The organism is Corynebacterium halotolerans YIM 70093 = DSM 44683 (assembly GCF_000341345.1).
Classification (GTDB): Bacteria; Actinomycetota; Actinomycetes; order Mycobacteriales; family Mycobacteriaceae; genus Corynebacterium; species Corynebacterium halotolerans.
Genome location: NC_020302.1, coordinates 2,552,855 through 2,576,109, shown reverse-complemented (window position 1 = coordinate 2,576,109; position 23,255 = coordinate 2,552,855). Strand labels below are relative to the sequence as shown.

21 protein-coding genes and 2 tRNA genes are annotated in these 23,255 nt (G+C 67.5%); 17 read left to right on the top strand and 6 right to left on the bottom strand.

The window, feature by feature from the left end; all coding sequences use genetic code 11:
• Window positions 1–96 precede the first annotated feature (96 nt).
• From pgm to A605_RS11835, 9 genes are all read left to right on the top strand, one after another.
• On the top strand, window positions 97–1,755 hold the full coding sequence (gene pgm / locus A605_RS11875) for a phosphoglucomutase (alpha-D-glucose-1,6-bisphosphate-dependent) (protein ID WP_015401754.1): 1,659 nt from the start codon (window positions 97–99) through the stop codon (window positions 1,753–1,755).
• A 169-nt stretch (window positions 1,756–1,924) separates the two neighbouring features.
• Window positions 1,925–2,467, top strand: coding sequence for a DoxX family protein (locus tag A605_RS11870; RefSeq protein WP_015401753.1), 543 nt, complete (start codon window positions 1,925–1,927; stop codon window positions 2,465–2,467).
• Between the two features lie 72 nt (window positions 2,468–2,539).
• Window positions 2,540–3,268, top strand: a complete 729-nt coding sequence (locus A605_RS11865; RefSeq protein ID WP_015401752.1) for a DsbA family protein — start codon at window positions 2,540–2,542, stop codon at window positions 3,266–3,268.
• A 157-nt stretch (window positions 3,269–3,425) separates the two neighbouring features.
• Window positions 3,426–3,498 (top strand) — tRNA-Ala (locus A605_RS11860).
• Window positions 3,499–3,544: 46 nt separating this feature from the next.
• Window positions 3,545–3,617, top strand: a tRNA-Ala gene (locus tag A605_RS11855).
• Between the two features lie 126 nt (window positions 3,618–3,743).
• Entirely contained in the window at window positions 3,744–4,142 is a 399-nt protein-coding gene (locus A605_RS16095) for an aldo/keto reductase (RefSeq protein WP_015401751.1), read from the top strand.
• 63 nt (window positions 4,143–4,205) lie between these two features.
• Window positions 4,206–4,736, top strand: a complete 531-nt coding sequence (locus A605_RS16090) for an aldo/keto reductase (RefSeq protein WP_244428983.1) — start codon at window positions 4,206–4,208, stop codon at window positions 4,734–4,736.
• Between the two features lie 21 nt (window positions 4,737–4,757).
• The gene (locus tag A605_RS11840; RefSeq protein ID WP_015401749.1) at window positions 4,758–5,180 is read left to right on the top strand and encodes a pyridoxamine 5'-phosphate oxidase family protein; all 423 of its coding nucleotides are present in this window, start codon (window positions 4,758–4,760) and stop codon (window positions 5,178–5,180) included.
• A 27-nt stretch (window positions 5,181–5,207) separates the two neighbouring features.
• Complete coding sequence (locus A605_RS11835; protein ID WP_015401748.1) at window positions 5,208–5,969, top strand: fructosamine kinase family protein; 762 nt, start codon at window positions 5,208–5,210, stop codon at window positions 5,967–5,969.
• A gap of 7 nt (window positions 5,970–5,976) precedes the next feature.
• On the opposite strand, the gene nadE is transcribed toward A605_RS11835, so the two are convergent.
• Window positions 5,977–6,813: an ammonia-dependent NAD(+) synthetase gene (gene nadE, locus A605_RS11830; RefSeq protein WP_015401747.1), complete on the bottom strand. Its 837-nt coding sequence runs from the start codon at window positions 6,811–6,813 to the stop codon at window positions 5,977–5,979.
• Between the two features lie 87 nt (window positions 6,814–6,900).
• On the opposite strand from nadE, the gene A605_RS11825 reads away from it, so the two are divergent.
• From A605_RS11825 to nrdE, 5 genes are all read left to right on the top strand, one after another.
• Window positions 6,901–8,289: a sugar porter family MFS transporter gene (locus tag A605_RS11825; protein ID WP_042440522.1), complete on the top strand. Its 1,389-nt coding sequence runs from the start codon at window positions 6,901–6,903 to the stop codon at window positions 8,287–8,289.
• Window positions 8,290–8,448: 159 nt separating this feature from the next.
• Window positions 8,449–8,571 (top strand): type B 50S ribosomal protein L36, encoded by a 123-nt coding sequence (ykgO, locus tag A605_RS11820; RefSeq protein WP_005511141.1) that lies wholly within the window; start codon window positions 8,449–8,451, stop codon window positions 8,569–8,571.
• A gap of 650 nt (window positions 8,572–9,221) precedes the next feature.
• Window positions 9,222–9,455: a glutaredoxin-like protein NrdH gene (gene nrdH / locus A605_RS11815; protein ID WP_015401745.1), complete on the top strand. Its 234-nt coding sequence runs from the start codon at window positions 9,222–9,224 to the stop codon at window positions 9,453–9,455.
• Window positions 9,456–9,631: 176 nt separating this feature from the next.
• Window positions 9,632–10,096, top strand: a complete 465-nt coding sequence (nrdI, locus tag A605_RS11810; RefSeq protein WP_015401744.1) for a class Ib ribonucleoside-diphosphate reductase assembly flavoprotein NrdI — start codon at window positions 9,632–9,634, stop codon at window positions 10,094–10,096.
• A 64-nt stretch (window positions 10,097–10,160) separates the two neighbouring features.
• The gene (nrdE, locus tag A605_RS11805) at window positions 10,161–12,320 is read left to right on the top strand and encodes a class 1b ribonucleoside-diphosphate reductase subunit alpha (RefSeq protein ID WP_015401743.1); all 2,160 of its coding nucleotides are present in this window, start codon (window positions 10,161–10,163) and stop codon (window positions 12,318–12,320) included.
• Between the two features lie 118 nt (window positions 12,321–12,438).
• Here the strand turns inward: nrdE and A605_RS11800 are convergent, their stop codons facing one another.
• Window positions 12,439–13,152: a FadR/GntR family transcriptional regulator gene (locus A605_RS11800; protein ID WP_015401742.1), complete on the bottom strand. Its 714-nt coding sequence runs from the start codon at window positions 13,150–13,152 to the stop codon at window positions 12,439–12,441.
• A gap of 954 nt (window positions 13,153–14,106) precedes the next feature.
• Here A605_RS11800 and ctaD point away from each other — a divergent pair.
• The 3 genes from ctaD to A605_RS11785 all read left to right on the top strand — a co-directional run bounded on the left by ctaD (window position 14,107) and on the right by A605_RS11785 (window position 18,015).
• Complete coding sequence (ctaD, locus tag A605_RS11795) at window positions 14,107–15,876, top strand: aa3-type cytochrome oxidase subunit I (protein WP_027004250.1); 1,770 nt, start codon at window positions 14,107–14,109, stop codon at window positions 15,874–15,876.
• 157 nt (window positions 15,877–16,033) lie between these two features.
• A complete protein-coding gene (gene serB / locus A605_RS11790; protein ID WP_015401740.1) occupies window positions 16,034–17,278 on the top strand; it encodes a phosphoserine phosphatase SerB in 1,245 nt (414 codons plus the stop codon).
• Window positions 17,279–17,289: 11 nt separating this feature from the next.
• Window positions 17,290–18,015, top strand: a complete 726-nt coding sequence (locus A605_RS11785; RefSeq protein ID WP_015401739.1) for a peptidyl-tRNA hydrolase — start codon at window positions 17,290–17,292, stop codon at window positions 18,013–18,015.
• A gap of 19 nt (window positions 18,016–18,034) precedes the next feature.
• On the opposite strand, the gene A605_RS11780 is transcribed toward A605_RS11785, so the two are convergent.
• The 4 genes from A605_RS11780 to A605_RS11765 all read right to left on the bottom strand — a co-directional run bounded on the left by A605_RS11780 (window position 18,035) and on the right by A605_RS11765 (window position 23,248).
• Window positions 18,035–19,894 (bottom strand): heavy metal translocating P-type ATPase, encoded by a 1,860-nt coding sequence (locus A605_RS11780; protein WP_015401738.1) that lies wholly within the window; start codon window positions 19,892–19,894, stop codon window positions 18,035–18,037.
• A 222-nt stretch (window positions 19,895–20,116) separates the two neighbouring features.
• A complete protein-coding gene (locus tag A605_RS11775) occupies window positions 20,117–20,353 on the bottom strand; it encodes a heavy-metal-associated domain-containing protein (RefSeq protein WP_015401737.1) in 237 nt (78 codons plus the stop codon).
• Window positions 20,354–20,486: 133 nt separating this feature from the next.
• Complete coding sequence (locus A605_RS11770) at window positions 20,487–21,227, bottom strand: Crp/Fnr family transcriptional regulator (RefSeq protein WP_015401736.1); 741 nt, start codon at window positions 21,225–21,227, stop codon at window positions 20,487–20,489.
• A 44-nt stretch (window positions 21,228–21,271) separates the two neighbouring features.
• Window positions 21,272–23,248 (bottom strand): ATP-dependent DNA helicase, encoded by a 1,977-nt coding sequence (locus tag A605_RS11765; protein WP_027004253.1) that lies wholly within the window; start codon window positions 23,246–23,248, stop codon window positions 21,272–21,274.
• Window positions 23,249–23,255: the final 7 nt, after the last annotated feature.

Genomic DNA, 23,255 nt, shown 5'->3' with positions numbered 1-23,255 from the left:
CGCGGGTGACGCGGACGGATGACAATGGGGGGAAAGCCGTTCCCGGGCGCCCGCCGTCCGGGTTCACGTCCGATCCGAACCAAGGAGCACCACGTCATGGCACACGAGCGCGCCGGCCAGCCCGCCCGGCCCGAGGACCTCATCGACATCGCCGAGGTCGTCACCGCCTACTACACCCGCACGCCTGATGCGGACAACCCGGACCAGCAGGTGACCTTCGGCACCTCCGGCCACCGCGGCTCCTCCCTCGACACCGCCTTCAACGAGGCCCACATTCTGGCTACCACCCAGGCCATCGTCGACTACCGCTCCCAGCGCGCGTGGACTGGTCCGCTGTTCATCGGCCGGGACACCCACGCGCTCTCCGAGCCGGCGATGGTCTCCGCGCTCGAGGTGCTGCTGGCCAATGACGTTGACGTACTTGTCGACGCCGCGGGGCGCTACACCCCGACCCCGGCGGTCTCGCACGCGATTCTGGCCCACAACGCCGGAATCCGGTGGGGCACCGCCACGCCTTCGCCGGCCCCGGCCGACGGCATCGTGATCACCCCCTCCCACAACCCGCCGCGGGACGGCGGCTTCAAGTACAACCCGCCCAGCGGTGGCCCGGCCGACACCGACGCCACCGACTGGATCGCCAACCGTGCCAATGAGCTGCTTCGTGGCGGCCTCAGGGACGTCAAGCGCACTCCCGTCACGGGCGTGCTGGACGAACGCGCCCACCGCCATGACTACCTGGGCACCTACGTCGCCGATCTGCCGAACGTGGTCGACCTGGCCGCGATCAGGGACGCCGGGCTGTCCATCGGCGCCGACCCGATGGGAGGGGCCTCCGTGGACTACTGGGGCGCGATCGCCGAGACGCACAACCTGAATCTCACCGTGGTCAACCCGCAGGTGGACGCCACCTGGCGCTTCATGACCCTGGACACCGACGGCAAGATCCGCATGGACTGCTCGTCGCCGAACGCCATGGCCTCGCTGATCGCGAACCGTGACCGCTACGACATCGCCACCGGCAACGACGCCGACGCCGACCGCCACGGCATCGTCACCCCGGACCATGGCCTGATGAACCCCAACCACTACCTGGCCGTGGCCATCGAGTACCTCTTCGCCCACCGTCCGGGGTGGGCCGCCGACACCGCCGTGGGCAAGACCCTGGTCTCGTCCTCCATGATCGACCGCGTGGTGCACAGGCTCGGACGCACCCTCAACGAGGTCCCCGTCGGCTTCAAGTGGTTCGTCGACGGACTGCAGAACGGCGGCATCGGCTTCGGCGGCGAGGAATCCGCCGGCGCGTCCTTCCTGCGTCACAACGGCAAGGTCTGGTCCACCGACAAGGACGGCCTGATCCTGAACCTGCTCGCCGCCGAGATCACCGCCGTCACCGGCAAGACCCCTTCGCGGCGCTACGCGGAACTGGCCGAGGAGTTCGGTGCCCCCGCCTACGCGCGCACGGACGCCCCGGCGACCCGCGAGCAGAAGGCCATCCTGAAGAAGCTCTCCCCGGAACAGGTCACCGCCACCGAGCTCGCCGGCGAGGCGATCACCGCGAAGCTCACCCGCGCGCCGGGCAATGCCGCCCCCATCGGTGGGCTCAAGGTGACCACCGGGAACGCCTGGTTCGCCGCCCGCCCCTCCGGCACCGAGGACAAGTACAAGATCTACGCCGAGTCCTTCCGTGGCGAAGATCACCTCCGTCAGGTGCAGGACGAGGCGCAGGCCGTCGTCAGCGCCGTGCTCGGACAGTAGCCCCAGCTCCCGACGCTGCGGACCGTCCCGGGGGGAGGGGCGCGGATGTGGGGTGGCTGTGAACCGGCTGGGCGGGTCCGCAGAGCCGGTGCCGGGTCCGTCTGCCCAGCCTGCGACCACGGCAGATAAGTATGTACCGGGGCCGGAAGTTGCGATAAGGTCAGGGACTGTGTCGACCATCGAAATGACTGACGAGGCGCGGCGGCCGGCGGCCGGAACCGGGCCGACGTCCACCACCGCACCGAGCTTCCTCAGCGGCCCGCGGGCCCGCGTGGGGCTCGACCTCATCAGCTTCCTCGCCCGCTTCGGCATGGCGGGGATCTGGCTGTGGGCCGGTTTCTCCAAGCTCGGCAACGAGATGGGCGTGGCCCAGTCCGTGCTGGCCTACGAGATGTTCACTCCCGAGGTGGCCAATTTCATCGCCCTGGTCCTGCCGCCGCTGGAGATCGCGGCGGGACTGATGCTCCTGCTGGGCATCTTCCTGCGTCCCACCGGCAAGATCACCGCTTTCGTCCTGGGGCTGTTCACCATCGGCCTCATCCAGGCCTGGGTGCGTGGACTGGCGATCAACTGCGGGTGCTTCACCGTGAACATCAACGATACCGGGGACCACATGACGTACTTCTGGGCGGTGCTGCGTGACCTCGGTTTCCTGGCGCTGTCGCTGTGGACCGCCTACCGTCCCTTCAGGAAGTGGGCCCTGCACCCCTGATCCCCGGCCGGGCAGCCCGCCGGCACCTCACCGACGCAACCGACTGAACAGACTGGAACAAGGTATTTAATAGTGAGCACAAAGGTCAGTGATCCGAACAAGAAGGGCGGGGCAGGCTTCCTCTGGGCCATCGTCGCCGTTGTGGTGATCGCCATCGTGGTGATCGGCTACATCATCTTCTCCGGCCAGGGCGCCAAAACCGAACACCTCGCGGACCGGGAGTACGAGGAAGTGGCCTTCACGGCCGACTACCACGACGGCATGGTCACCCTGGCCGCCGAGGACGTCGCTGACGATGCCGCCGAGGTCCACCTCTACGAGGACTTCTCCTGCCCCCACTGCGCCACGCTCGCGGAGAACACCGACGCGGACATGAAGAACGCCATCGAGGACGGCCAACTCGTGGTCAACGTCCACCCGCTGAACTTCCTGGACCGCGGTAACACCGACGGGCACTCCACTCAGGCCGTGGCCGCCATCCTGGCCGTCGCCGAGACCGGGGATCCGGCGCTGTACTGGAACTACCGCTCCGTCCTGATGGAGGAGCAGGAGGACATCTACAACAAGTGGAGCAACGACGACTTCGCCAACGCCGCCGAGGAGCTCGGCGCACCCGGCGACGTGGTCGACTCCATCCGCAACGGTGAATACCACGACCAGGCCATCGAGGTGGCTCAGGGCAACGCCCAGCAGCTGGAGGAGCAGACCGGTTCGGTCTCCTCCCCGCGTGTCCTCCAGAACGGCCAGGACGTCGAGGTCGCCGACATCAACCAGTGGGTCGACGCCGTCGTCGGCCAGTAGGCGCACGCGACCGTCGCAACCGGCTGACTGAACCATCGTTCACACGCCTTTCGCGCACCCTGCCGCCGGGCCCTCCGGCGGCAGGGTGTTTTACTCGGTGACCTGGCGATTTGTTTCCTGATCGAGACGGCGTGTACATTTACATGAGTTGCAACACGGGGCTATGGCGCAGCTGGTAGCGCACCACACTGGCAGTGTGGGGGTCACGGGTTCGAATCCCGTTAGCTCCACCGCTGAACACCGCAAGCGGTGGGAAGTGAAAAATAAATAGATTCAGGGGCTATGGCGCAGCTGGTAGCGCACCACACTGGCAGTGTGGGGGTCATGGGTTCGAATCCCATTAGCTCCACCGGAAGATAGGGGCCGGTCACCGCGTTTTGCGGTGACCGGCCCCTTGTCATGTCCGCGGGACGTGGGGCAGTCCGCCGGGGCCGGGTACGGTGGCGCCCACCCATGATCTCCGGGAGACCTGACGATGGACATGCGTGTGCTCGGCCGACAGGGCCTGACGGTCTCCGCCCTCAACTACGGGGCGATGGGAACCGTGGTCAACTACGGCCCGTCCGATGACACCTGGTCCATCGCCGCGATTCGTCGCGCACATGCACGGGGTGTGACGATGTTCGACACCGCCGAAATGTACGGCTGGGGTGAAGGGGAGAGGCTGCTCGGCCACGCGGTCACGCCCTTCCGTGACGAGGTCGTGCTCGCCACGAAGTTCGGCCTGACCCCGGGCTCCGGCCCGAACTCGCGTCCCCGGCACATCAGCAAGGCCGTCGACAACAGCCTGCTCAACCTCGGCGTGGGCTCGATCGACCTGCTGTACCAGCGCCTCCCGGACCCGGATGTCCCGGTCGAGGAAGTGGTCGGGTGATGGGGAGTTCGCCACCGCCAAGGTGGAATATCTCGGCCTCTCCCACGCGGACGCCGACACCGTGTGGCGCGCGCACGCGGTGCATCCGGTCTCGGTGCTGCAGTCCGGGTATTCGATCCCCACCGGGGTCAGCGAGGAGTTGCTCGGTGCCCTGCAGGAACTCGGATCGGCTTCGTCGCCCACTCGCCCCTGGCGCGCGGCTTCCTCAGCGGAGCGGTCAGGCCGCGCGACTCCTACCGGGAGGATGACTTCCGCGGAACATCCCGTGGTGGGCACCGGAGAACTTCGCGGCGAACCTGGAGACCATGGACCGGCTCATCAGCCTCGCGGAGAGTGGGGGTCAGCCTCCCGCAGCTCGCGCTGGCGTGGCTGCTGGCCCGCGGCGACAACATCATCCCAGGTTCCCGCAACCGAGAACGTGTCGCACAGAACCTCGCCGCCACCGAGCTCACGCTGTCTGACGCCGACCTGGCACTCATCGACGACATCGCCCCCGAAGGTGGCGTGGAGGACTGGACCCGGGTTCCCACGGCCCCGCTCCGCGGCGGACGGGACGCCCGGCGCAAATGGGGGGAACGTCCCCCACGGCGGTGATTCCGCGAGGATGATGGAGGCATGGCCAACTACAGCGATGTCTACCGCGAGCTCACCCTCGACCAGTCCCTCGCCCGTCTGGCCGGGACCCAGCCGGGCCGGGTGGTCGTCCACCGCACGGGCGAAATCGACATCTTCCCGGTCAACTTCGTCGTCGACGCCGGGAACGTCTACTTCCGCACGGCCGAGGGGTCCAAGCTGTTCACCATCCACCTCAACAACGATGTGCTCTTCGAGGCCGACGGCCGCGACGGGGACACCGTCTGGTCCGTCATCGTGCGCGGCACCGCGACTGTCCTCAACAACACCGACGAGATCGCCCACGCCGAGACCCTGGGCCTGAAGCCCTGGCTCCCGACGCTGAAGTACAACTGGGTGCGCATCGCCCCCGGGGAGATCACGGGCCGTGCGTTCGAGGTCACCGAGGAACCCGAGCGCTACTGACCCGCCTTCCGGCTACCCTGGGGCGGCATGAGCGAGATCTTCACCAAACGTCCCCGTGAGGAACGTGCCGCCGAGGCCGAGGCCGCCGGGCTGCAGTGGTTGCGCCAGGCCTCGGACGCCGTCGCGGAGGTCGTGGCCGTCGGAATGAACACCCTGACCACCGTGCGGGTGCAGCCGGTCTCCCCGACGAAGGAGACCGCGCGTCGGGCCGGCCGCGAACTGGCGTTCATCCACCTCGCCGGGGCGGACGCCTTCGGTTCCCCGCCGGACGGGTGGGAGGGGCCGAACTACATCGGCATCCAACCCCAGGAGTGCCGGCCCACCCCGCACTGGGGCCTTTTCTATGCCGAACAGCGCGTGCTTCCCTTCGCCCGGGCGGCCCACCGGGTGGGCCACCTCGACCGGGACGGGCTGGACTGGGTTGAGCGGGCGTCATCGGCCGTCGCCGAGACCCACTGGGACGTCGAACCCGCGCGTATCCACGGTGACCTGTGGAGCGGCAATCTGCTCTTCGGCGCGGACGGCCCGGTGTTCATCGACCCCGCCGCCCACGGCGGCCACCCGGAGACGGACCTGGGCATGCTGGCGTTGTTCGGTGCGCCGCACCTGGACGATATTTACGCCGGGTACCGCGAGGTGCGCACCCTGCCGAAGGACTTCCGCGAGTGGATCCCCGTCCACCAGCTCCATCCGCTGGCCGTGCACACCTACACCCACGGCCCCGGCTACGCCCGGCCGCTGACGGTGGCGGCGATGGCCACCTGCGAGCGACTGGACCGGTTCCGCTGACCCGGACTCAGCGCCACCAGTCGTCGGTGGGGGTGACCGGCGGGCGGCGCTTGTGCATGCCCGCGTGCCACAGCTGCTCGAGCCGCTCGCCGGTGGTGTCATCGACGTCGCCCCCCTCGAGGTAGGTGTCGATCTCGTGGTAGGTCACGCCGAGCGCCTCCTCGTCGGGCAGGGCGGGACGGTCATCCTCCAGGTCGGCCGTGGGGACCTTCGTCCACAGTGACTCGGGCGAGCCCAGGTGCTGGAGGAGGTCGGCGCCCTGGTGCTTGTTCAGGCCGGCGAGGGGAAGGACGTCCGCCGCGCCGTCGCCGAACTTGGTGTAGAAGCCGGTGAGATTCTCCGCCGCCTGGTCGGTACCGATGACGAGCAGGCCCTTCTCGCCGGCGATGGCGTACTGGGCGACCATGCGCAGACGGGCCTTCACGTTGCCGCGGTTGAAGTCGCCGAGCTCCCCGAGACCGAGGGCGGCGGCGACGTCCCGGGAGAGGGAGGCGGTGGGATCCGCGATATTGACGGTCACGCTGTGGTCCGGCGCGATGAAGTCGAGGGCGGCGAGCGCATCGTCCTCGTCGGACTGGACCCCGTGGGGCAGGCGGACGGCCCAGAATTCGGCGTCATATCCGCGGGCACGGAGCTGCTCCACGGCGAGCTGGGCCAGCCGGCCCGCCAAGGTGGAATCCTGGCCTCCCGAGACGCCGAGCACGAAACCGTTCAGGCCCGTCTTCTCGAGGTACTCGGCCAGAAAGGTGACACGTTTCGCCACCTCTTTCTCTGGATCGATCAAGGGACGTACTTGCAGGGAGGAGATGATGGTTTTCTGCAGGTTATCGGGCTGTGTGGACATGACAGCCAGGGTACCCGGCTGCCAGAATCGGCGAGTGTGAACGAAACAACTGAATCCTCCCACGTCCTCCCGGGACCGGAACCGACGCTGGCCGACGGTCCCGACGGTCCCGCCGGGCCCGTCGAGCGTGACGCACGTACCCGCCGGTACGTGCGCACCGTCGCGGCCATCGCCGCGCTCGGCGGACTGCTCTTCGGCTACGACACCGGAGTGATGTCGGGTGCCCTGCTGTTCATCAGCCCCGAATTCGGCATGGGCCCGGCGGAGGAGGGGTGGGTGACCTCCATGCTGCTCGTCGGGGCAGCGGTCGGCGCCCTCTTCGGCGGCCGCGTCGCCGACCTCCTGGGGCGGCGGCTGACCCTCATCATCGGCGGTGCCATCTTCGTTCTCGGGTCCCTGTGGTGTGCGGTCGCCGGCTCGGTGGCGATGCTCGGCGCCGCCCGCACCTTCCTCGGCCTCGCGGTCGGCGCCGTGAGCATCGTCGTGCCCATGTACATCTCCGAGCAGGTTCCCGGCGAAGTGCGCGGGAAGATGGTCTCCCTCAACACACTGATGATCGTGGTCGGCCAGCTCGCCGCGTACCTGGTCAACTCCGTGCTCGCGCCGACCGCGAACTGGCACCTCATGCTCGGCATGGCGGCCGTCCCCGGTGCCGTCCTCGTGGTCGGCATGTGGTTCCTGCCGGACACCCCGGTCTGGTACGCCCGTCGCGGCCAGCTGGAGCGCGCCCGCGCGACCGCCGCGCGCGCCGGGATGTCGCTGGCCGAGCTCTCGGCAGTCGCCGGCGCCGGGCAGTCGCGCGGCGGGGGCGGTGAGTGGCGGGCGCTCAAGACGAACCGGTGGCTGCGGGTGACCGTGCTGCTGGCGCTGCTGATCGGCGTCACCCAGCAGATCACGGGCGTCAACGCCGTCATCTATTTCGCGCCGACGATGATGAGCCAGGTGGGCATCTCCACCGAGAATGCGGTCTACACTTCGATCGTCATTGGCGTGGTCAGTGTGCTCGCCTGCTGGGTCGGCCTCCAGATCGTCGACCGGATCGGGCGTCGCCGTCTGCTGCTCATCGGCCTGGCCGGAAACGTCGTTTCGCTGATTGTGCTGTCGGTGACCTACAACTTCGCCGAAGGCAACGTCAGCGTGGCGTTGCTGTCCCTCGGGGTCATGGCGCTGTTCATCGCCTTCCAGCAGGCGGCGGTCTCACCCACGACCTGGCTGTTGATCTCCGAGCTGGTCCCGGTGCGCATCCGTGGCCTGGGCATGGGCATCGCCGGCCTGTCCCTGTGGGTGGCCAATTGGGCGGTGGCGCAGTTCTTCCTGCCGCTGGTGGCCGTGCTCTCCGGCGCGGGCACCTTCCTGTTGTTCGCGGGTCTCGGCCTGACGGCGCTCGGTTTCGTCCGGACGTTCATCCCCGAGACCTCCGGTCGCTCGCTCGATGAGGTCGGCCGGGAGCTCGAGAGGCGACACGCCGGGCACTGAAATTGGCCCTGATGGGCGGTTTGGGCATTCCCGTCGACGTGGGGTAATATGTTCCCTCGTGTCATGGCTGACAGATACGTCCGATCCTCAGGCGGATCGATCAGCCACTGCGATAATTGAGTCTCAATTCCAATGAGCGCATAAAGAAAGGAGCGCCCGATGAAGGTTCGCAAGTCGCTTCGGTCGCTGAAGAACAAGCCGGGCGCCCAGGTTGTCCGCCGCCGCGGCAAGGTCTACGTGATCAACAAGAAGGAGCCGCGCTTCAAGGCCCGCCAGGGCTAGAGGCCGGATACTCCGGACAGTCCGAAGGCCGTCCGTCCCTCCCCACATCAGGGGAGGGCGGGCGGCCTTTGGCTTGCCCGCGCGCCTGTCGGAGCCCACCGACCACCCGTGTCCGCCGGCCCCTGCTCGTCAGCGCCCGCGCGCCTGTCGGCCCCTGATGCCCCTCGAAGGGCTCCGGGGCGTCGATGCCGGAAGCCTGTCTGCACCCGCCCCGACACGGCCCTCCGCCGAGGCGTCTGCCGATGCTCCTGTCCCCGCCTCGTCCATACTTGTTCGCCCCGGCCCTCACGCCGCTGAAGCATGGGGTGAAGTAGCGCATTCACCCCGAAAATAACGATTCAATAACGGCATGAAAGGGTGAACTGCGGAAATGACACCGTTGTTGTTTCGGGCGTGCACCCCAACGTCGGGGGCGGGTCAATATGTGGGGTCCGGAGTCCCTCTTAGCTGGGAATATCATCGATGTAACTACTATATGTAGTGCTATTTGCGGGTTCCGACCACAAAGTATAGTGTCGGTTCATGACACCCCACCAAGGGTGGAAAACAGAAGGCGAACCGCAGGAGCGCGTGAAGGCCGGCCATTCGACCGCCGGGGCGCGACAGGAACCGGCGGCCAGTACGAAGACATCGAGACCGAGGAGCACCCCATGGCTATCACTCTCTACACCAAGCCCGCCTGCATGCAGTGCAACGCCACGAAGAAGGCTCTCGACCGTGCCGGCCTGGAGTACGAAACCGTTGACATCAGCCTGGATGACGAGGCCCGTGACTACGTCATGGCCCTCGGCTACGTGCAGGCCCCCGTGGTCGAGGTCGACGGCGAGCACTGGTCCGGCTTCCGCCCCGAGCGCATCCGTGGACTGGTCGCCCAGGCCGCCTGAGCCCGCTCCTCCGTTCGTCCGGAGGCGTCAGAGTCCTACCCGGGATCCGCGACCGCCTCATCCGCCGCCCACGAGACCGGGCGGCTTTATTCGTCCACGACTTTTGTTCAATCGAGTCAGCACCGCGAAAACCGGCGGGCGTCCGCCGGTGGTGTCAGAAGGGAAGTGAGCGCTCAGTGCTCGTCGTATACTTCTCCTCCGTGACGGAGAACACGCGCCGTTTCGTCGACAAGCTGGGATTTCCCAGTGCCCGGATTCCGCTCCACCGCACCGATGAGCCGCTCATCGTCAACGAGCCCTACATTCTCATCACCCCGACCTACGGCGGCGGTGTGACGATGACGGGCAAGAATTCGAAGCCCGTGCCGAAGCAGGTCATCCACTTCCTCAACAACGAGCACAACCGCAGCTTCATCCGGGCGGTGGCCGCCGGCGGCAACACCAATTTCGGCACCGACTACGGACTCGCCGGGGAGGTCATCTCCGCCAAGTGCAAAGTGCCCTACGTCTACCGCTTTGAGCTGATGGGCACCGACGAGGACGTCCGCGTGCTGCGGGGCGGGTTGCTCGACAACGCCGAGCGCCTCGGGCTGACTCCCATGGTCACCCCGGCCCCCGCGGCCGGAACCGCCTCCTCCTAGTCTTTTCCTGGTCTCAGTTCACTGAAATTCCCCACCCACCTCCTCACCGAAAGGCCACAACACGTTGACCACCACACTGGGAAAGTCCGTTGCCGAGCCGGTCAAGCCGGTTGACCAGCTCGACTACCACGCCCTCAACGCCCTGCTGAACCTCTACGACGAGAACGGCGCGATCCAGTTCGACAAGGACCGCGAGGCCGCGAACCAGTTCTTCCTGCAGCACGTCAACCAGAACACGGTCTACTTCCACGACCTGGAGGAGAAGCTCAAGTACCTGGTCGAGAACAAGTACTACGAGACGGAGGTGCTGGACAAGTACGACTTCGAGTTCGTCAAGGATCTGTTCAAGCGCGCCTACTCCTACAAGTTCCGCTTCCAGACCTTCCTGGGCGCGTACAAGTACTACACCTCCTACACGCTCAAGACCTTCGACGGCCGCCGCTATCTCGAGCGCTTCGAGGACCGCGTCTCCATGGTCGCCCTCTCCCTGGCCGACGGTGACCGCGCCCTCGCGGAGAACCTCGTCGACGAGATCATGTCCGGCCGCTTCCAGCCGGCCACCCCGACCTTCCTCAACGAGGGCAAGGCCCAGCGCGGCGAGCCCGTGTCCTGCTTCCTGCTGCGCATCGAGGACAACATGGAGTCCATCGGCCGCGCCATCAACTCCGCCCTGCAGCTGTCCAAGCGTGGCGGCGGCGTCGCCCTGCTGCTGTCCAATCTGCGCGAGGCCGGCGCCCCCATCAAGCACATCGAGAACCAGTCCTCCGGCGTCATCCCCGTCATGAAGCTGCTCGAGGACTCCTTCTCCTACGCCAACCAGCTGGGTGCCCGCCAGGGCGCCGGCGCGGTCTACCTCAGCGCCCACCACCCGGACATCCTGAAGTTCCTGGACACCAAGCGCGAGAACGCCGACGAGAAGATCCGCATCAAGACCCTCTCCCTCGGTGTGGTGATTCCCGACATCACCTTCGAGCTGGCCAAGCGCAACGAGGACATGTACCTGTTCTCCCCGTACGACGTCGAGCGCATCTACGGCAAGCCCTTCGGCGACATCTCCGTCACCGAGCACTACCAGGAGATGGTCGAGGATCCGCGCATCCGCAAGACCAAGACCAACGCCCGCCAGTTCTTCCAGACCCTGGCGGAGATCCAGTTCGAGTCCGGCTACCCCTACATCATGTTCGAGGACACGGTCAACGCCGCGAACCCGATCGAGGGCCGGATCAACATGTCCAACCTGTGCTCGGAGATCCTGCAGGTCAACACTCCTTCCGAGTACAACGACGACCTGACCTACTCGAAGGTCGGCGAGGACATCTCCTGCAACCTGGGCTCGCTGAACATCGCCATGACGATGGACTCCCCGGACTTCGCCAAGACGATCGAGACCTCCATCCGGGGCCTGACCGCAGTCTCCGAGCAGACCTCCATCGACTCGGTGCCGTCCATCCGGGAGGGCAACAATGCCGCCCACGCCATCGGTCTGGGCCAGATGAACCTGCACGGCTACCTCGGCCGCGAGCACATCTACTACGGCTCCGAGGAGGGCCTGGACTTCACCAACGCCTACTTCGCCGCGGTGCTCTACCAGGCCCTGCGGGCCTCCAATAAGCTCGCCCGTGAGCGCGGCCAGAAGTTCGCGAACTTCGAGAACTCCGAGTACGCCTCCGGTGTGTACTTCGACAAGTTCGACCCGGCCGAGTTCGCCCCGAAGACCGACAAGGTCAAGGAGCTGTTCGCCAACTCCACCGCCCACGTGCCGGACGCGGAGGACTGGGCCCGGCTCAAGACGGACGTCATGGAGCACGGCCTGTTCAACCGCAATCTGCAGGCGGTGCCGCCGACCGGTTCAATCTCCTACATCAACAACTCCACCTCCTCGATCCACCCGATCGCCTCCAAGATCGAGATCCGCAAGGAGGGCAAGATCGGCCGCGTCTACTACCCGGCGCCGCACATGGACAACGACAACCTGGAATACTTCCAGGACTCGTACGAGATCGGCTACGAGAAGATCATCGACACCTACGCGGTGGCCACCAGGTACATCGACCAGGGTCTGTCCCTGACCCTGTTCTTCAAGGACACCGCCACCACCCGTGACATCAACCGCGCCCAGATCTACGCCTGGCGCAAGGGCATCAAGACCCTCTACTACATCCGTATGCGTCAGGTGGCGCTGGAGGGCACCGAGGTCGAGGGCTGCGTCAGCTGCATGCTCTAGATCCACCGGTCCGCCGGAACGCCGAAGGCCCGCACCCCATCAGGGGGTGCGGGCCTTCGGCGGCTGCTCCGCCCCCGCGCGGCGCTTGTCGACGCCCGTCCGACGCGGCATCGGCAGGCTACTGGAACAGGGCGGCGCGGACCTCGGTGAGAATGCGGCGCGCGTGCTGTTCGGCGGCGTCCGGGTCGCCGTCGGCGATGGCGTGGGCGAGCTCCTCGTGGGCCTCGATGGCGGTGGGGGCGGGCTCGTCGGGCTGCAGGCCGAAGGTGGTGCGCCCCTGCAGGACGTTGAGGATGCTGGGGGTCAGTGCGGCGAACATCTCGTTGTCGGAGATCTCGAGCAGCAGCGAGTGGAAGCGGATGTCGGCGGCGAGGAATTCCTCGGAGGCGCCCTGGCCGGCGTTGCCGAGCTCGCGCAGCTCCCGGGCGAGCGCCAGGAGTTCGGCACGCTCCTCGGTGCTCGCGCTATGGGCGGCGTTGCGGGAGGCGGTGGGCTCGACGGCGATCCGCAGCTCATTGAGCGACTGCAGCTGCTTGCGGCGCTCCTCGGGGCAGCGTAGACGCCAGTTGATCACCGCCGGGTCGAACACCGCCCAGGAGCTGCGGGGGAGGACGGTGATGCCGACGCGGCGTGAGGAGGAGACCAGCCCCATCTGCTCGAGCGCGCGCATTGCCTCCCGGGCGACGGTGCGGGAGATCTCGAAGCGGTCGCTGATGTCCTGGAGTGTGAAGGTCTTCCCCTCGGGCAGTGTGCGGGAGACGATGTCACTGCCGAGCTGGTCGAGTACTCCATCAAGCAGTGGGGCGGCGGGGGACTGGGGGCTGGCGGCCATCAGGGGCATCCTCGTTTCACGATGAGCGGCGCAATCCAGCGGGCGCCGGAGAAGGGCTGGGCTAGTAATGGTGATCTTAACGATCATGAATGGAGCCTGAGAGCTGTTTCACGTAAACGGGGGGAGTTTGTTCCTGCCGTAACCACCGCTGAAAGGGGAGGACTGGCCGTCTCGGGGGTGGCTGGAGGCTTTGGTCTGACCTGTGAAACTGTGGTCAGGATCCCGTCCGAAGTCGCCTCCGTCACCATCCACGGTCGGATCGTCCGCGGTGACCGCATGGCCGCGGATCCCGGCAGGGACTGTGGTGCGGGTGAGAAGGAGCCGGCACTTCCCGTGCCGCAGCGGCGATACGGCGCTGTTTCCCGTCGATCGGATCCGGGCTGCGTCGGTGTCCCTCCCCGCGCCGTCCCAGGGGGCGGGCGGTGCGGAAACCGTCAACGGTGGCCACGGGACCTCCGGTTTCCGTTGGGGGCGCTGTCATTCCTTATATATATATGAAGGAGTTCTCGCCCCAGGATGGAAGCGCGGAATTTTGGGGGAGGAGGTGGCCGAGGTGGCCGTCGCCGGGGCGTCGGCGGTGGGGAGCGGTATCCGGCCCAGGGGTCCTTATTTCCCGGCAGATTCCGGCGCTGCCCTTCGATGGAGACGGGTTCAATCGAAAGGTTGATTTCGACCGGGGGTGGGGTCGAGGTGCCCCCAGCGGTGAATCGGGTGCTCCCGGGAATTCGTCCTGTGTCATGTGTCACTGGTCGGTGGTTGGTTCGCAGGTGACTGTCCCGTCGACGGTCGTTTCCGGCGGATCTTCTGTCGTGACCGGCGGGGGAGCGGGTTAGACTGGGCTGTGTCTCCAGTAGGTACGAGCTGGAAATAATTCTTACCCGTCCTCTATGATGAGACGGTGTAACACCATGGCGGTCCGGCCTGCCCGGACTGTCCCGTAGTCAGGAGGATCGAATGACTGCTGTGGCGCCTAGGCTCGACGATTATGTCGAGCCGGAACGTCCTGCACCGACCGGGCATGAGCGCGTAGGCTCCAGGGCCTGGAACATGCTCACCACCACCGACCACAAACAGCTGGGCATCATGTATATCATCGTGTCCTTCTGCTTCTTCTTCCTCGGTGGACTGATGGCACTGCTGATTCGTGCGGAGCTTTTCACTCCGGGCCTGCAGTTCCTCTCCAACGAACAGTTCAACCAGCTGTTCACCATGCACGGCACCGTGATGCTGCTGCTCTTCGGCACCCCGATCGTCTGGGGTTTCGCCAACTTTGTCCTTCCGCTCCAGCTCGGTGCGCCGGATGTCGCTTTCCCGCGGCTGAACGCCTTCGGCCTCTGGATCACCGGCCTCGGTGGCATCGTCATGCTGACCGGCTTCCTCACCCCGGGTGGCGCCGCCGACTTCGGCTGGACCATGTACTCCCCGCTGTCGGACGCCGTCCACACCCCGGGTGTGGGCGCTGACCTGTGGATCATGGGTGTCGGCATGACCGGTATCGGCACCATCGCCTCCGCGATCAACATGCTGACCACCATCCTGTGTCTGCGTGCCCCGGGCATGACCATGTTCCGCATGCCGGTCTTCGCCTGGAACATCTTCGTGGTCTCCGTTCTGGCCCTGATGATCTTCCCGCTGCTGACCGCCGCGGCCCTGGGCGTGCTCTACGACCGCAAGCTGGGCGGCCACATCTTCGACACCGCCAACGGCGGCTCCATCCTGTGGCAGCACCTGTTCTGGTTCTTCGGCCACCCGGAGGTCTACGTCCTCGCCCTGCCGTTCTTCGGCATCGTCTCCGAGGTCATCCCGGTCTTCTCCCGTAAGCCGATGTTCGGCTACATCGGTCTGGTCTTCGCGACCCTGGCCATCGGCGGCCTGTCCATGGCCGTCTGGGCGCACCACATGTTCGTCACCGGTGCGGTCCTGCTGCCGTTCTTCTCCTTCATGACGTTCCTGATCGCGGTTCCGACCGGCGTGAAGTTCTTCAACTGGACCGGCACCATGTGGAAGGGCCACATCACCTGGGAGACCCCGATGATCTGGGCCGTGGGCTTCATGGCGACCTTCCTCTTCGGTGGTATGACCGGCATCATGCTGGCCTCCCCGCCGCTGGACTTCCACCTGTCCGACTCCTACTTCCTGATCGCCCACTTCCACTACACCCTCTTCGGCACCGTGGTGTTCGCGTCCTTCTCCGGCGTGTACTTCTGGTTCCCGAAGATGACGGGCCGCATGCTGGACGAGCGACTGGGCAAGATCCACTTCTGGCTGACCTTCGTCGGCTTCCACGGCACCTTCCTCATCCAGCACTGGCTGGGCAACATGGGTATGCCGCGTCGCTACGCCGACTACCTGGACTCCGACGGCTTCACTCTGTTCAACCAGATCTCCACCGTCTTCTCCTTTGTCCTGGGTGCCTCCGTCATCCCGTTCCTCTGGAACGTGTTCAAGTCCTGGCGCTACGGCGAGATCGTCACCGTCGACGATCCGTGGGGCTACGGCAACTCCCTCGAGTGGGCGACCTCCTGCCCGCCGCCGCGCCACAACTTCGTCTCGCTGCCGCGTATCCGCTCCGAGCGTCCGGCGTTCGAGCTGCACTACCCGCACATGGTTGAGCGCATGCGCCTCGAGGCCCACGTCGGTGCCCACGACGAGCGTGCCGAGCTCCAGAAGTCCCCGACGCCGCACGCGATGCGGGAAACTGAGGAGCAGTCCCCTCAGCGGTAGAAGCAGTTAGGGACTACGAGTATCCCCTCTGACTAGACATACCCCCGGTAGGTGCCCACCTACCGGGGGTATGTCGTTGTATCGGCCCGGGTCATGAGACAATGACCGCGTGACAAACCCCAATGAATTCGAAGGTACCCCGGACGATCAGTTGGGCATGGCGGTCAGCCTGCGCCCCGGTCTGACTCCCGCGGTCATCACCGCCACCGGCAAAGACCGCCCCGGCGTGTCCGCCGCTTTCTTCCGCGTCCTCTCCGCGCATGACATCCAGCTCCTCGACGTCGAGCAGTCTCAGTTCCGTGGTCGGCTCTCGCTTGCGGCCTACGTCGGACTGGAGGCGGCCGGCGAGGAGACCATCACCGAGGGGTTGAGCGAGACCCTCAAGGGCTACGGCCAGCGGGTCACGGTCGAGGTCGGCGAGACCCGTGAGAGTTCCCGCCCCCGCTCGACCCACGAGCTCGTGGTGCTCGGCAATCCGGTCACGGCCGCCGATGTCTCGGCCATCGGCCAGACCCTGGCGAACTATGACGCCAACATCGACCGCATCCGCGGCATCGCCGACTACCCGATCACCGGTCTCGAGCTGCGGATCACCGTGGCGAATCCGGAGCCCGGCGGTGGCAAGGCGCTGCGCAAGGCACTTGCCGAGCTCACCACCCAGCTGGGCGTGGACATCGCGATCGAGCGTGCCGGCCTGCTGCGCCGCTCCAAGCGCCTGGTCTGCTTCGACTGCGACTCCACCCTGATCACCGGCGAGGTCATCGAGATGCTGGCGGCCCACGCGGGCAAGGAGGCCGAGGTCGCCGAGGTCACCGAGCGCGCGATGCGTGGCGAGCTCGATTTCGAGGAGTCGCTGCGCGAGCGCGTGGCGACGCTCGCGGGTCTCGACGCCTCCGTGGTCGACGAGGTGGCGGCCGCCATCGAGCTGACTCCGGGTGCCCGCACCACGATTCGCACCCTGAAGAAGATGGGCTACCGCACCGCGGTCGTCTCGGGTGGGTTCATCCAGGTGCTTGAGGGGCTCGTCGAGGAACTGGAGCTGGACTACGCCCGCGCCAACACCCTCGAGATCGTCGACGGCAAGCTCACGGGCAGGGTCATTGGCAAGGTCGTCGACCGTGCCGCCAAGGCCGATTTCCTCCGCGAGTTCGCCGAGGACTCGGGCCTGGAGATGTACCAGACCGTCGCCGTGGGGGACGGCGCCAACGACATCGACATGATCTCCGCCGCGGGCCTGGGCATCGCCTTCAACGCCAAGCCCGCCCTCCGCGAGATCGCGGACACCTCCGTCAACCACCCCTTCCTCGACGAGGTGCTCCACATCCTCGGCGTCCCGCGTGAGGAGATCGACTCCTCCGATCTCGAGGAGGGGACCTTCCACAGGGTGGCCCTGATCCAGTGAGCGGCGACTGGATGACGCTCGCCCATGAGATCCTGTCGAGCCGGGTGGGAGTCGCGCACTCCGAGGATCCCGACCGCCCGGAGACCGTGCAGGCGATGCAGCTCGCCCTGCACGTCCCGAAGGCCGACCCGCCGCGGCGCACGGACCTGCTGGAGGCCGCGGCCCGCGCCGTCGTGGAGGTCTGCTTCGACGAGCGCGTGGCCACCGACCCCGCCTGGCGTAAAGCGCTGGAGAACTGGTATGACCACCTCATCCGCAAGGTGGCGCGGCGGGCCCGCAACAAGCAGTGGACCGATGTCCAGGAGGTCCCGGGGGTCACGGTCGCCGTCAACGGTGCCGAGGCCCGGGCCTTCCTGCCCTCGGCGGTCTCCGAGGTGCCGGCCCCGGTCCGCAAACTGCAGATACAGGGCACCGAGCTGCCGCAGGATGAACCGGGCGAGATCGACGCCGACCTGCCGACGATCCTCATCGACGGCGGCCTGCGGATGACCACCGGCAAGGCCGCCGCCCAGGTCGGCCACGCCAGCATGCTGCTGGCCGCCCACAAGGACCTGGAATGGGTGCGCGCGTGGGCGGCGATGGACTTCGCGCTCAATGTCCGCGAGGTCGCCCCGGACACCTTCGCCCGGTACGCGGACAACCCCCTCGCCGTGACGGTGCACGACGCGGGGTTCACGGAGGTCGCCCCGGACTCGCTGACGGTGTTCGCGATTCCGGGGCGGCTGCTGGCCCACTAGCGGGAGGCAGGGGCCGGGATCAGACGCTGGCCGCCTGCCTGGCCTCCGCACGGTGGGCATCCGGGGTCTCGTCCTCCCGGAGGGTGGGCCGCAGCAGGAGCATCGCGATGGCGATGACCAGCAGGACGGACGCCTCGTGAACGAGCATGCCCAGCGACATCGTGACTCCGCCGAGGAGGACGCCGGCCAGCAGGACCGCGACCGTGAGCAGGGCGACGGCGATGTTGACCCTCATGGTGCCCACGGTGCGCCTGGCCAGCCCCAGGGCATGGGGCAGACGCGGCAGCCGGTCGGCCATCAGGGCGATGTCGGCGGTCTCGATCGCGGCGGGCGAGCCCGCGGCCCCCATGGCCACCCCGATGTCGGCCTGAGCCAGTGCCGGGGTGTCGTTGACGCCGTCACCGACCATGGCCACCGTGTGGCCCGCCGCCTGCAGCTCCCTGACGATCGTCAGCTTGTCCTCGGGCATGAGCTCGGCGTGGACCTCGTCGACACCGAGTTCGGCGGCGACGTTCCCGGCCACGCGTCGGGCATCACCGGTGGCCATGATGATCCTGATCCCCTTGTCGTGCAGGGCCTTGATCGCGGCCGGGGCGTCCACGCGGATGGTGTCGGCCACGGCGAGGATCCCGATGGCCCGGCCGTCCACGCCGACGTACATGGCGGTCCTGCCCTGGCCGTTGAGCTCCAGGGTGCGGGAGGCGTCGGGGATCTCCCGGAGCAGGGCGGCGGAGCCGACGGCGACGGTGCGGTCGTCGACCCGGGCGCGGATGCCCTGGCCGGCGATCGGTTCCGCCTTGCCCACCATCTCGACGGTCAGGCCCCGGCTTTCGGCGCCGTGGATGATGGCCTCGGCCAGCGGGTGCTCGGAGGCGGTCTCGGCGCGGGCGGCCAGAGTGAGCACCTCATCCTCGGTGTAGTTCGGGTCGAGAACCTCGACGTCGGTCAGCTCGGGGCGGCCGTCGGTCAGCGTGCCGGTCTTGTCGACGACGACGGTGTCGACCTGGGCGGAGGTCTCCAGGTACTCGCCGCCCTTGATGAGCACGCCGTCCCGGGCGGAGCGGCCGATGCCCGCGACGATGGAGACCGGGATGGAGATGACCAGGGCACCGGGGCAACCGATGACCAGCAGGGTCAGCGCCAGCTCCACGTTCCGGGCCAACAGGCCGACCACGAGGGCGGCGAGCATGACTCCGGGGGTGTAGTAGCGGGAGAACGTCTCCAGGAAGGTCTGCGTCCTCGCCTTGTCGTCCTGGGCGTCCTCGACGCGGTGGATGATCTTCGCCAGCGTGGAGTCCGGACCGATGCCCACGGCCTCCACCTGCAGCACGCCGCTGCGCAACCAGGTGCCGGCGAAGACCTCCGAGTCCTCCGTCTTCTCGGCGGGGACGGACTCGCCGGTGATGGTGGCCTCGTCGACACCGCCGTGGCCGGAGACCACGCGCCCGTCGACGGGGATCTGCTCACCGTTCCTGACCAGGACGACGTCACCCGGGACCAGTTCCCGGATTGCGACGGTCCCGGGCTCCCCGTCGCGCAGGACGGTGGCGGTCTCGGGCGCTGTGTCGACCAGGTCGGACAGAGCCCGGCGGGTGCGGTTGAGCGTGGCCTTCTCCAGTGCGCCGCCGAGGGCGAAGAGGAAGGTCACGGCCGCGGATTCCCAGTAGTTGTTGATGAACAGCGCACCGACCGCGGCGACGACGACCAACAGGTCGATCGAGATGGTCCTGATGCGCAGCGCCCGGAAGGCGGAGACCGCGATCCGCCAGCCGGCGACCACGGCCGCGACGATCATCAGCAGATCGGATCCCGTGATCCAGGACAGGATGATCAGCAGTCCCGAGACGGTGACCACGCCCCAGGTTCTCCACGTCTTCATGAATTATCTTCCCTTTCACTCGATGTCTTCAGTGTCTTCAGTCTTTCTTTCCTGACACCTTTGAATCTAGGGGCGGAGACGGGGAAGTTCCTTGACGCGGATCAAGGAACGGGAGACCCGCTGACCTGGGCGGAAGGCAGCGGGAAGGAACGTGCGCCCCGGCAGTCCGTCGGCGCCACGGAGGGCTGCCGGCGGGCTGCCGGGGGAGGAAGGGCGGTGGGGCTAGATGGCCGAGGGCCTGGCGGTGTAGCCCACGGCGGCGACGGCCTCGACCAGGTCACGGACGCTGACCCGGGTCGGGTCGTGGGAGACGAGGATACGTCCGGAGGAGAACTTCACCTCCGCGGACTCCACGCCGTCGAGGCCGTTCAGCTTGGTCTCGATCTTGGTGATGCAGCTCGGGCAGGAGAACTCATCGGAGCGCAGGGTGGTGTTCTTCAGCTTGGTCGGGGCGGTCATCGCAACCAGTCCTTTCGTCGTCTCGGTCGGTGTCCGCACTGCCATGTTCTGGCGTGCACCTTCGACTCTAAGAGCCGGGGGAGACAACTTCCTTGACCTGGATCAAACAACGGGAAACGGTCTCAGACCGGTGTCATCCCCGGTCGATCAGCTCGTCGAGTCCGGCGTGGTCGACAATGGCGACCCATTCCCGGCCGGAGTCGATCAGGCCGAACCTTTTCATCTTCGACATTGCCCGGGACGCGGACTCCAGCGTGGTGCCGGCCATGCCGGCGATGTCGTCGCGGCGCAGCCGGATCTGCAGCAGACTGGACCCGTCCTCCCGCCGGTGGCCGAGCTTGTCGTCGAGCCGGCGGAGGACCGCACCCACCCGCTGCTCGACGCTCCTCGTGGTCCGGCCGATGTCACGCTCGCGGGACTGGGCGAGACGGTCCTGCTGCATCCGCAGGAGCGCCAGGGCCAGCCGGGGGTGCTCCTCGACCACCTCGGCCAGCGAGTCGGCGGGCAGGTACAGAGCGCAGGTGGTCTCCATCGCCCAGGCCGAGTCGACGGCCTCCGCCGGTGCGGTGCCCAGCGGTCCGATCACGTCCCCGGGGGCGGCGAGGTCGACGGTGATCCCGCGGCCGTCGATGGTGTCGCGGGTGACGCGCACGCGACCCGAGACCACGAGGTAACTGCCCGTGGCCTCGTCACCCGCGAGGAGAATCGGCTGGCCCTCGCCCCATGACCATGCGCTGAGGTGCCGGTCCAGCTCCCGGTGCTCGTCCACGGCCAGCTCCCGGGTCAGCGGGGAACGCGCCATGACCTCCATGCGCACGTCCGCCGAGCAGTGGTGGGGACGGGCGCAGTTGGCACGGACGGGATTGCCGGACATGTCCCCATGCTAGCCCCCGGGCAACCGGGGTGGGCCCTCTCGGGTTACTGGGCGACCAGCCGCTTGAGGGCCCCACGCACGACCTGCGGGTCAGTGGTCTCCCAGAAGGCCGGCATCGACGCCCGGAGGAAACTGCCGTAGCGCTTGGTGGCCAGTCGATTGTCCAGCACGGCGACGACGCCGCGATCGTTGACCGAGCGCAGCAGCCGGCCCGCACCCTGCGCCATGAGCAGCGCCGCGTGCGTGGCGGCGACCTCCATGAAACCGCTGCGCCCCTCGGCGTCGGCGGCCTCCTTGCGGGCCTGGAGCAGCGGGTCGTCGGGACGCGGGAACGGGATGCGGTCGATGAGCACCAGGGAGCAGGACCGCCCGGGCACGTCCACACCCTGCCACAGCGTCAGCGTGCCGAACAGGCAGATGTTCTCGTTCTTCGCGAACTTCTCCACCAGCGCGCCGGTGGTGTCGTCACCCTGGCACAGGACGTCGAAGGGCAGGCGGGTACGCATCGCCTGGGCGGCCTGCTCGGCGGCGCGCCGGGAGGAGAACAGGCCGAGCGTGCGGCCGCCGGCGGCCATGATCAGCTCGGCGATCTCATCGAGGGTCTCGGGCGCCAGTCCGTCGCGCCCGGGCTGGGGCAGATGCCGTGCGGTGTAGAGGATCCCGGACCTGCGCGGGTTGAACGGGGTGCCGGCGTCGAGGGAGTCCCAGCTGCCCTTCGGCAGGCCCCAGGCCGCGGCCATGGCGGAGAAGTTGCCGCCCACGGTCAGCGTCGCCGAGGTCAGCACGACAGTCTGCTCCCGGAAGAGCCGCTCGTGCAGCAGCCCCGCCACCGACAGCGGGGCGACGGTCAGCACATCACCGCGGCGTTCGCTGCGGTCGAGCCACACGACATCGCTCTGCGCGGCCGGATCGGTCTCGTCGAAGACCTCGAGGATGCGCACCACCGCGTCGTGGAGCTCCTGGAGGTGGTTGGCCAGGTTCTGGCGTTCGGCGAACTTCTCCGGGTCATTGGCCGCCTCCCCCTCGGGCGGCCGGACGATGGCCTCCCGCAACGACCACAGGCCGCCGCGCAGACCCGCCAGGCTGCCGCGGGCGCTGACCCCGAGGTCGGTCCAGCGGCCGTCGGGAAGCGATTCGCACGCCGTCTCCCAGTCACCGGTCAGCTCGTCGAGCCGCTCGTCCTTCCCGTCCGCGCCGAGCTTCCCGGCGCGCTTGGCGGCCATGCGCAGGGAGGTCGGGGCGATCTCGGCGGTGGCCACCGAGGTGATGCGGCCGTCGAGTTCGTGGGCCTCGTCGATGACCACGACGTCGTGCTCGGGCAGGATGTCGATGTCCGCCAGGGCGTCGATGGCCAGCAGGGCGTGGTTGGTGACGATGACGTCGACGTCCTGGACCTTGGCGCGGGCCAGCTCCGCGAAACACTCCTCGCCGTGTGGGCAGCGCGACGCCCCCAGGCACTCCTGGGCGGTCACGGAGACCTGCTTCCAGGCCATGTCGGGCACGCCGGGTTCGAGATCGTCGCGGTCGCCGGTCTCGGTGTCGTTCGCCCAGTCGTGGACACGGGAGATGTGCCGGCCCAACCAGGAGACGTCGGCCTCGTCGATGAGTGCGTCCTCCGGCTCGTCCGCGCCCTGGCCGAGCTTGTTCAGGCACAGGTAGTTTGAGCGGCCCTTCATGATCGCGAAGGTGGGTCTGCGCTCCATGTGCGGTTCCAGCGCCTCCGCCAGCCGGGGCAGATCCCGCTCGACGAGCTGACGCTGCAGCGCGATCGTCGCCGTGGAGACGATCACGGTGGTGCCGGTGGCCTGGGCGTGCCGGATCGCCGGGATCAGGTAGGCCAGGGACTTGCCCGTGCCGGTGCCGGCCTGGACGGCGAGGTGACGTTCGGTCTCCATGGCCTTCGTGACGGCCTCGGCCATGGCGATCTGGCCCTCGCGCCGGGCGCCGCCGAGGGACTCGACGGCGGCGTCGAGCAGATCGGGGGTGGACTGGGTCAACGGTTCCTCAGATACTTCGGGCACTGTGGTT

Excerpts from the sequence above, each read along its gene's own strand:
- pgm (WP_015401754.1), top strand. The coding sequence starts at position 97 with ATGGCACACGAGCGCGCCGGCCAGCCCGCCCGGCCCGAGGACCTCATC.
- A605_RS16095 (WP_015401751.1), top strand. The coding sequence starts at position 3,744 with ATGGACATGCGTGTGCTCGGCCGACAGGGCCTGACGGTCTCCGCCCTC.
- A605_RS11840 (WP_015401749.1), top strand. The coding sequence starts at position 4,758 with ATGGCCAACTACAGCGATGTCTACCGCGAGCTCACCCTCGACCAGTCC.
- A605_RS11835 (WP_015401748.1), top strand. The coding sequence starts at position 5,208 with ATGAGCGAGATCTTCACCAAACGTCCCCGTGAGGAACGTGCCGCCGAG.
- nadE (WP_015401747.1), bottom strand. The coding sequence starts at position 6,813 with ATGTCCACACAGCCCGATAACCTGCAGAAAACCATCATCTCCTCCCTG.
- ykgO (WP_005511141.1), top strand. The coding sequence starts at position 8,449 with ATGAAGGTTCGCAAGTCGCTTCGGTCGCTGAAGAACAAGCCGGGCGCC.
- nrdH (WP_015401745.1), top strand. The coding sequence starts at position 9,222 with ATGGCTATCACTCTCTACACCAAGCCCGCCTGCATGCAGTGCAACGCC.
- A605_RS11800 (WP_015401742.1), bottom strand. The coding sequence starts at position 13,152 with ATGGCCGCCAGCCCCCAGTCCCCCGCCGCCCCACTGCTTGATGGAGTA.
- ctaD (WP_027004250.1), top strand. The coding sequence starts at position 14,107 with ATGACTGCTGTGGCGCCTAGGCTCGACGATTATGTCGAGCCGGAACGT.
- serB (WP_015401740.1), top strand. The coding sequence starts at position 16,034 with ATGGCGGTCAGCCTGCGCCCCGGTCTGACTCCCGCGGTCATCACCGCC.
- A605_RS11785 (WP_015401739.1), top strand. The coding sequence starts at position 17,290 with ATGACGCTCGCCCATGAGATCCTGTCGAGCCGGGTGGGAGTCGCGCAC.
- A605_RS11780 (WP_015401738.1), bottom strand. The coding sequence starts at position 19,894 with ATGAAGACGTGGAGAACCTGGGGCGTGGTCACCGTCTCGGGACTGCTG.
- A605_RS11775 (WP_015401737.1), bottom strand. The coding sequence starts at position 20,353 with ATGACCGCCCCGACCAAGCTGAAGAACACCACCCTGCGCTCCGATGAG.
- A605_RS11770 (WP_015401736.1), bottom strand. The coding sequence starts at position 21,227 with ATGTCCGGCAATCCCGTCCGTGCCAACTGCGCCCGTCCCCACCACTGC.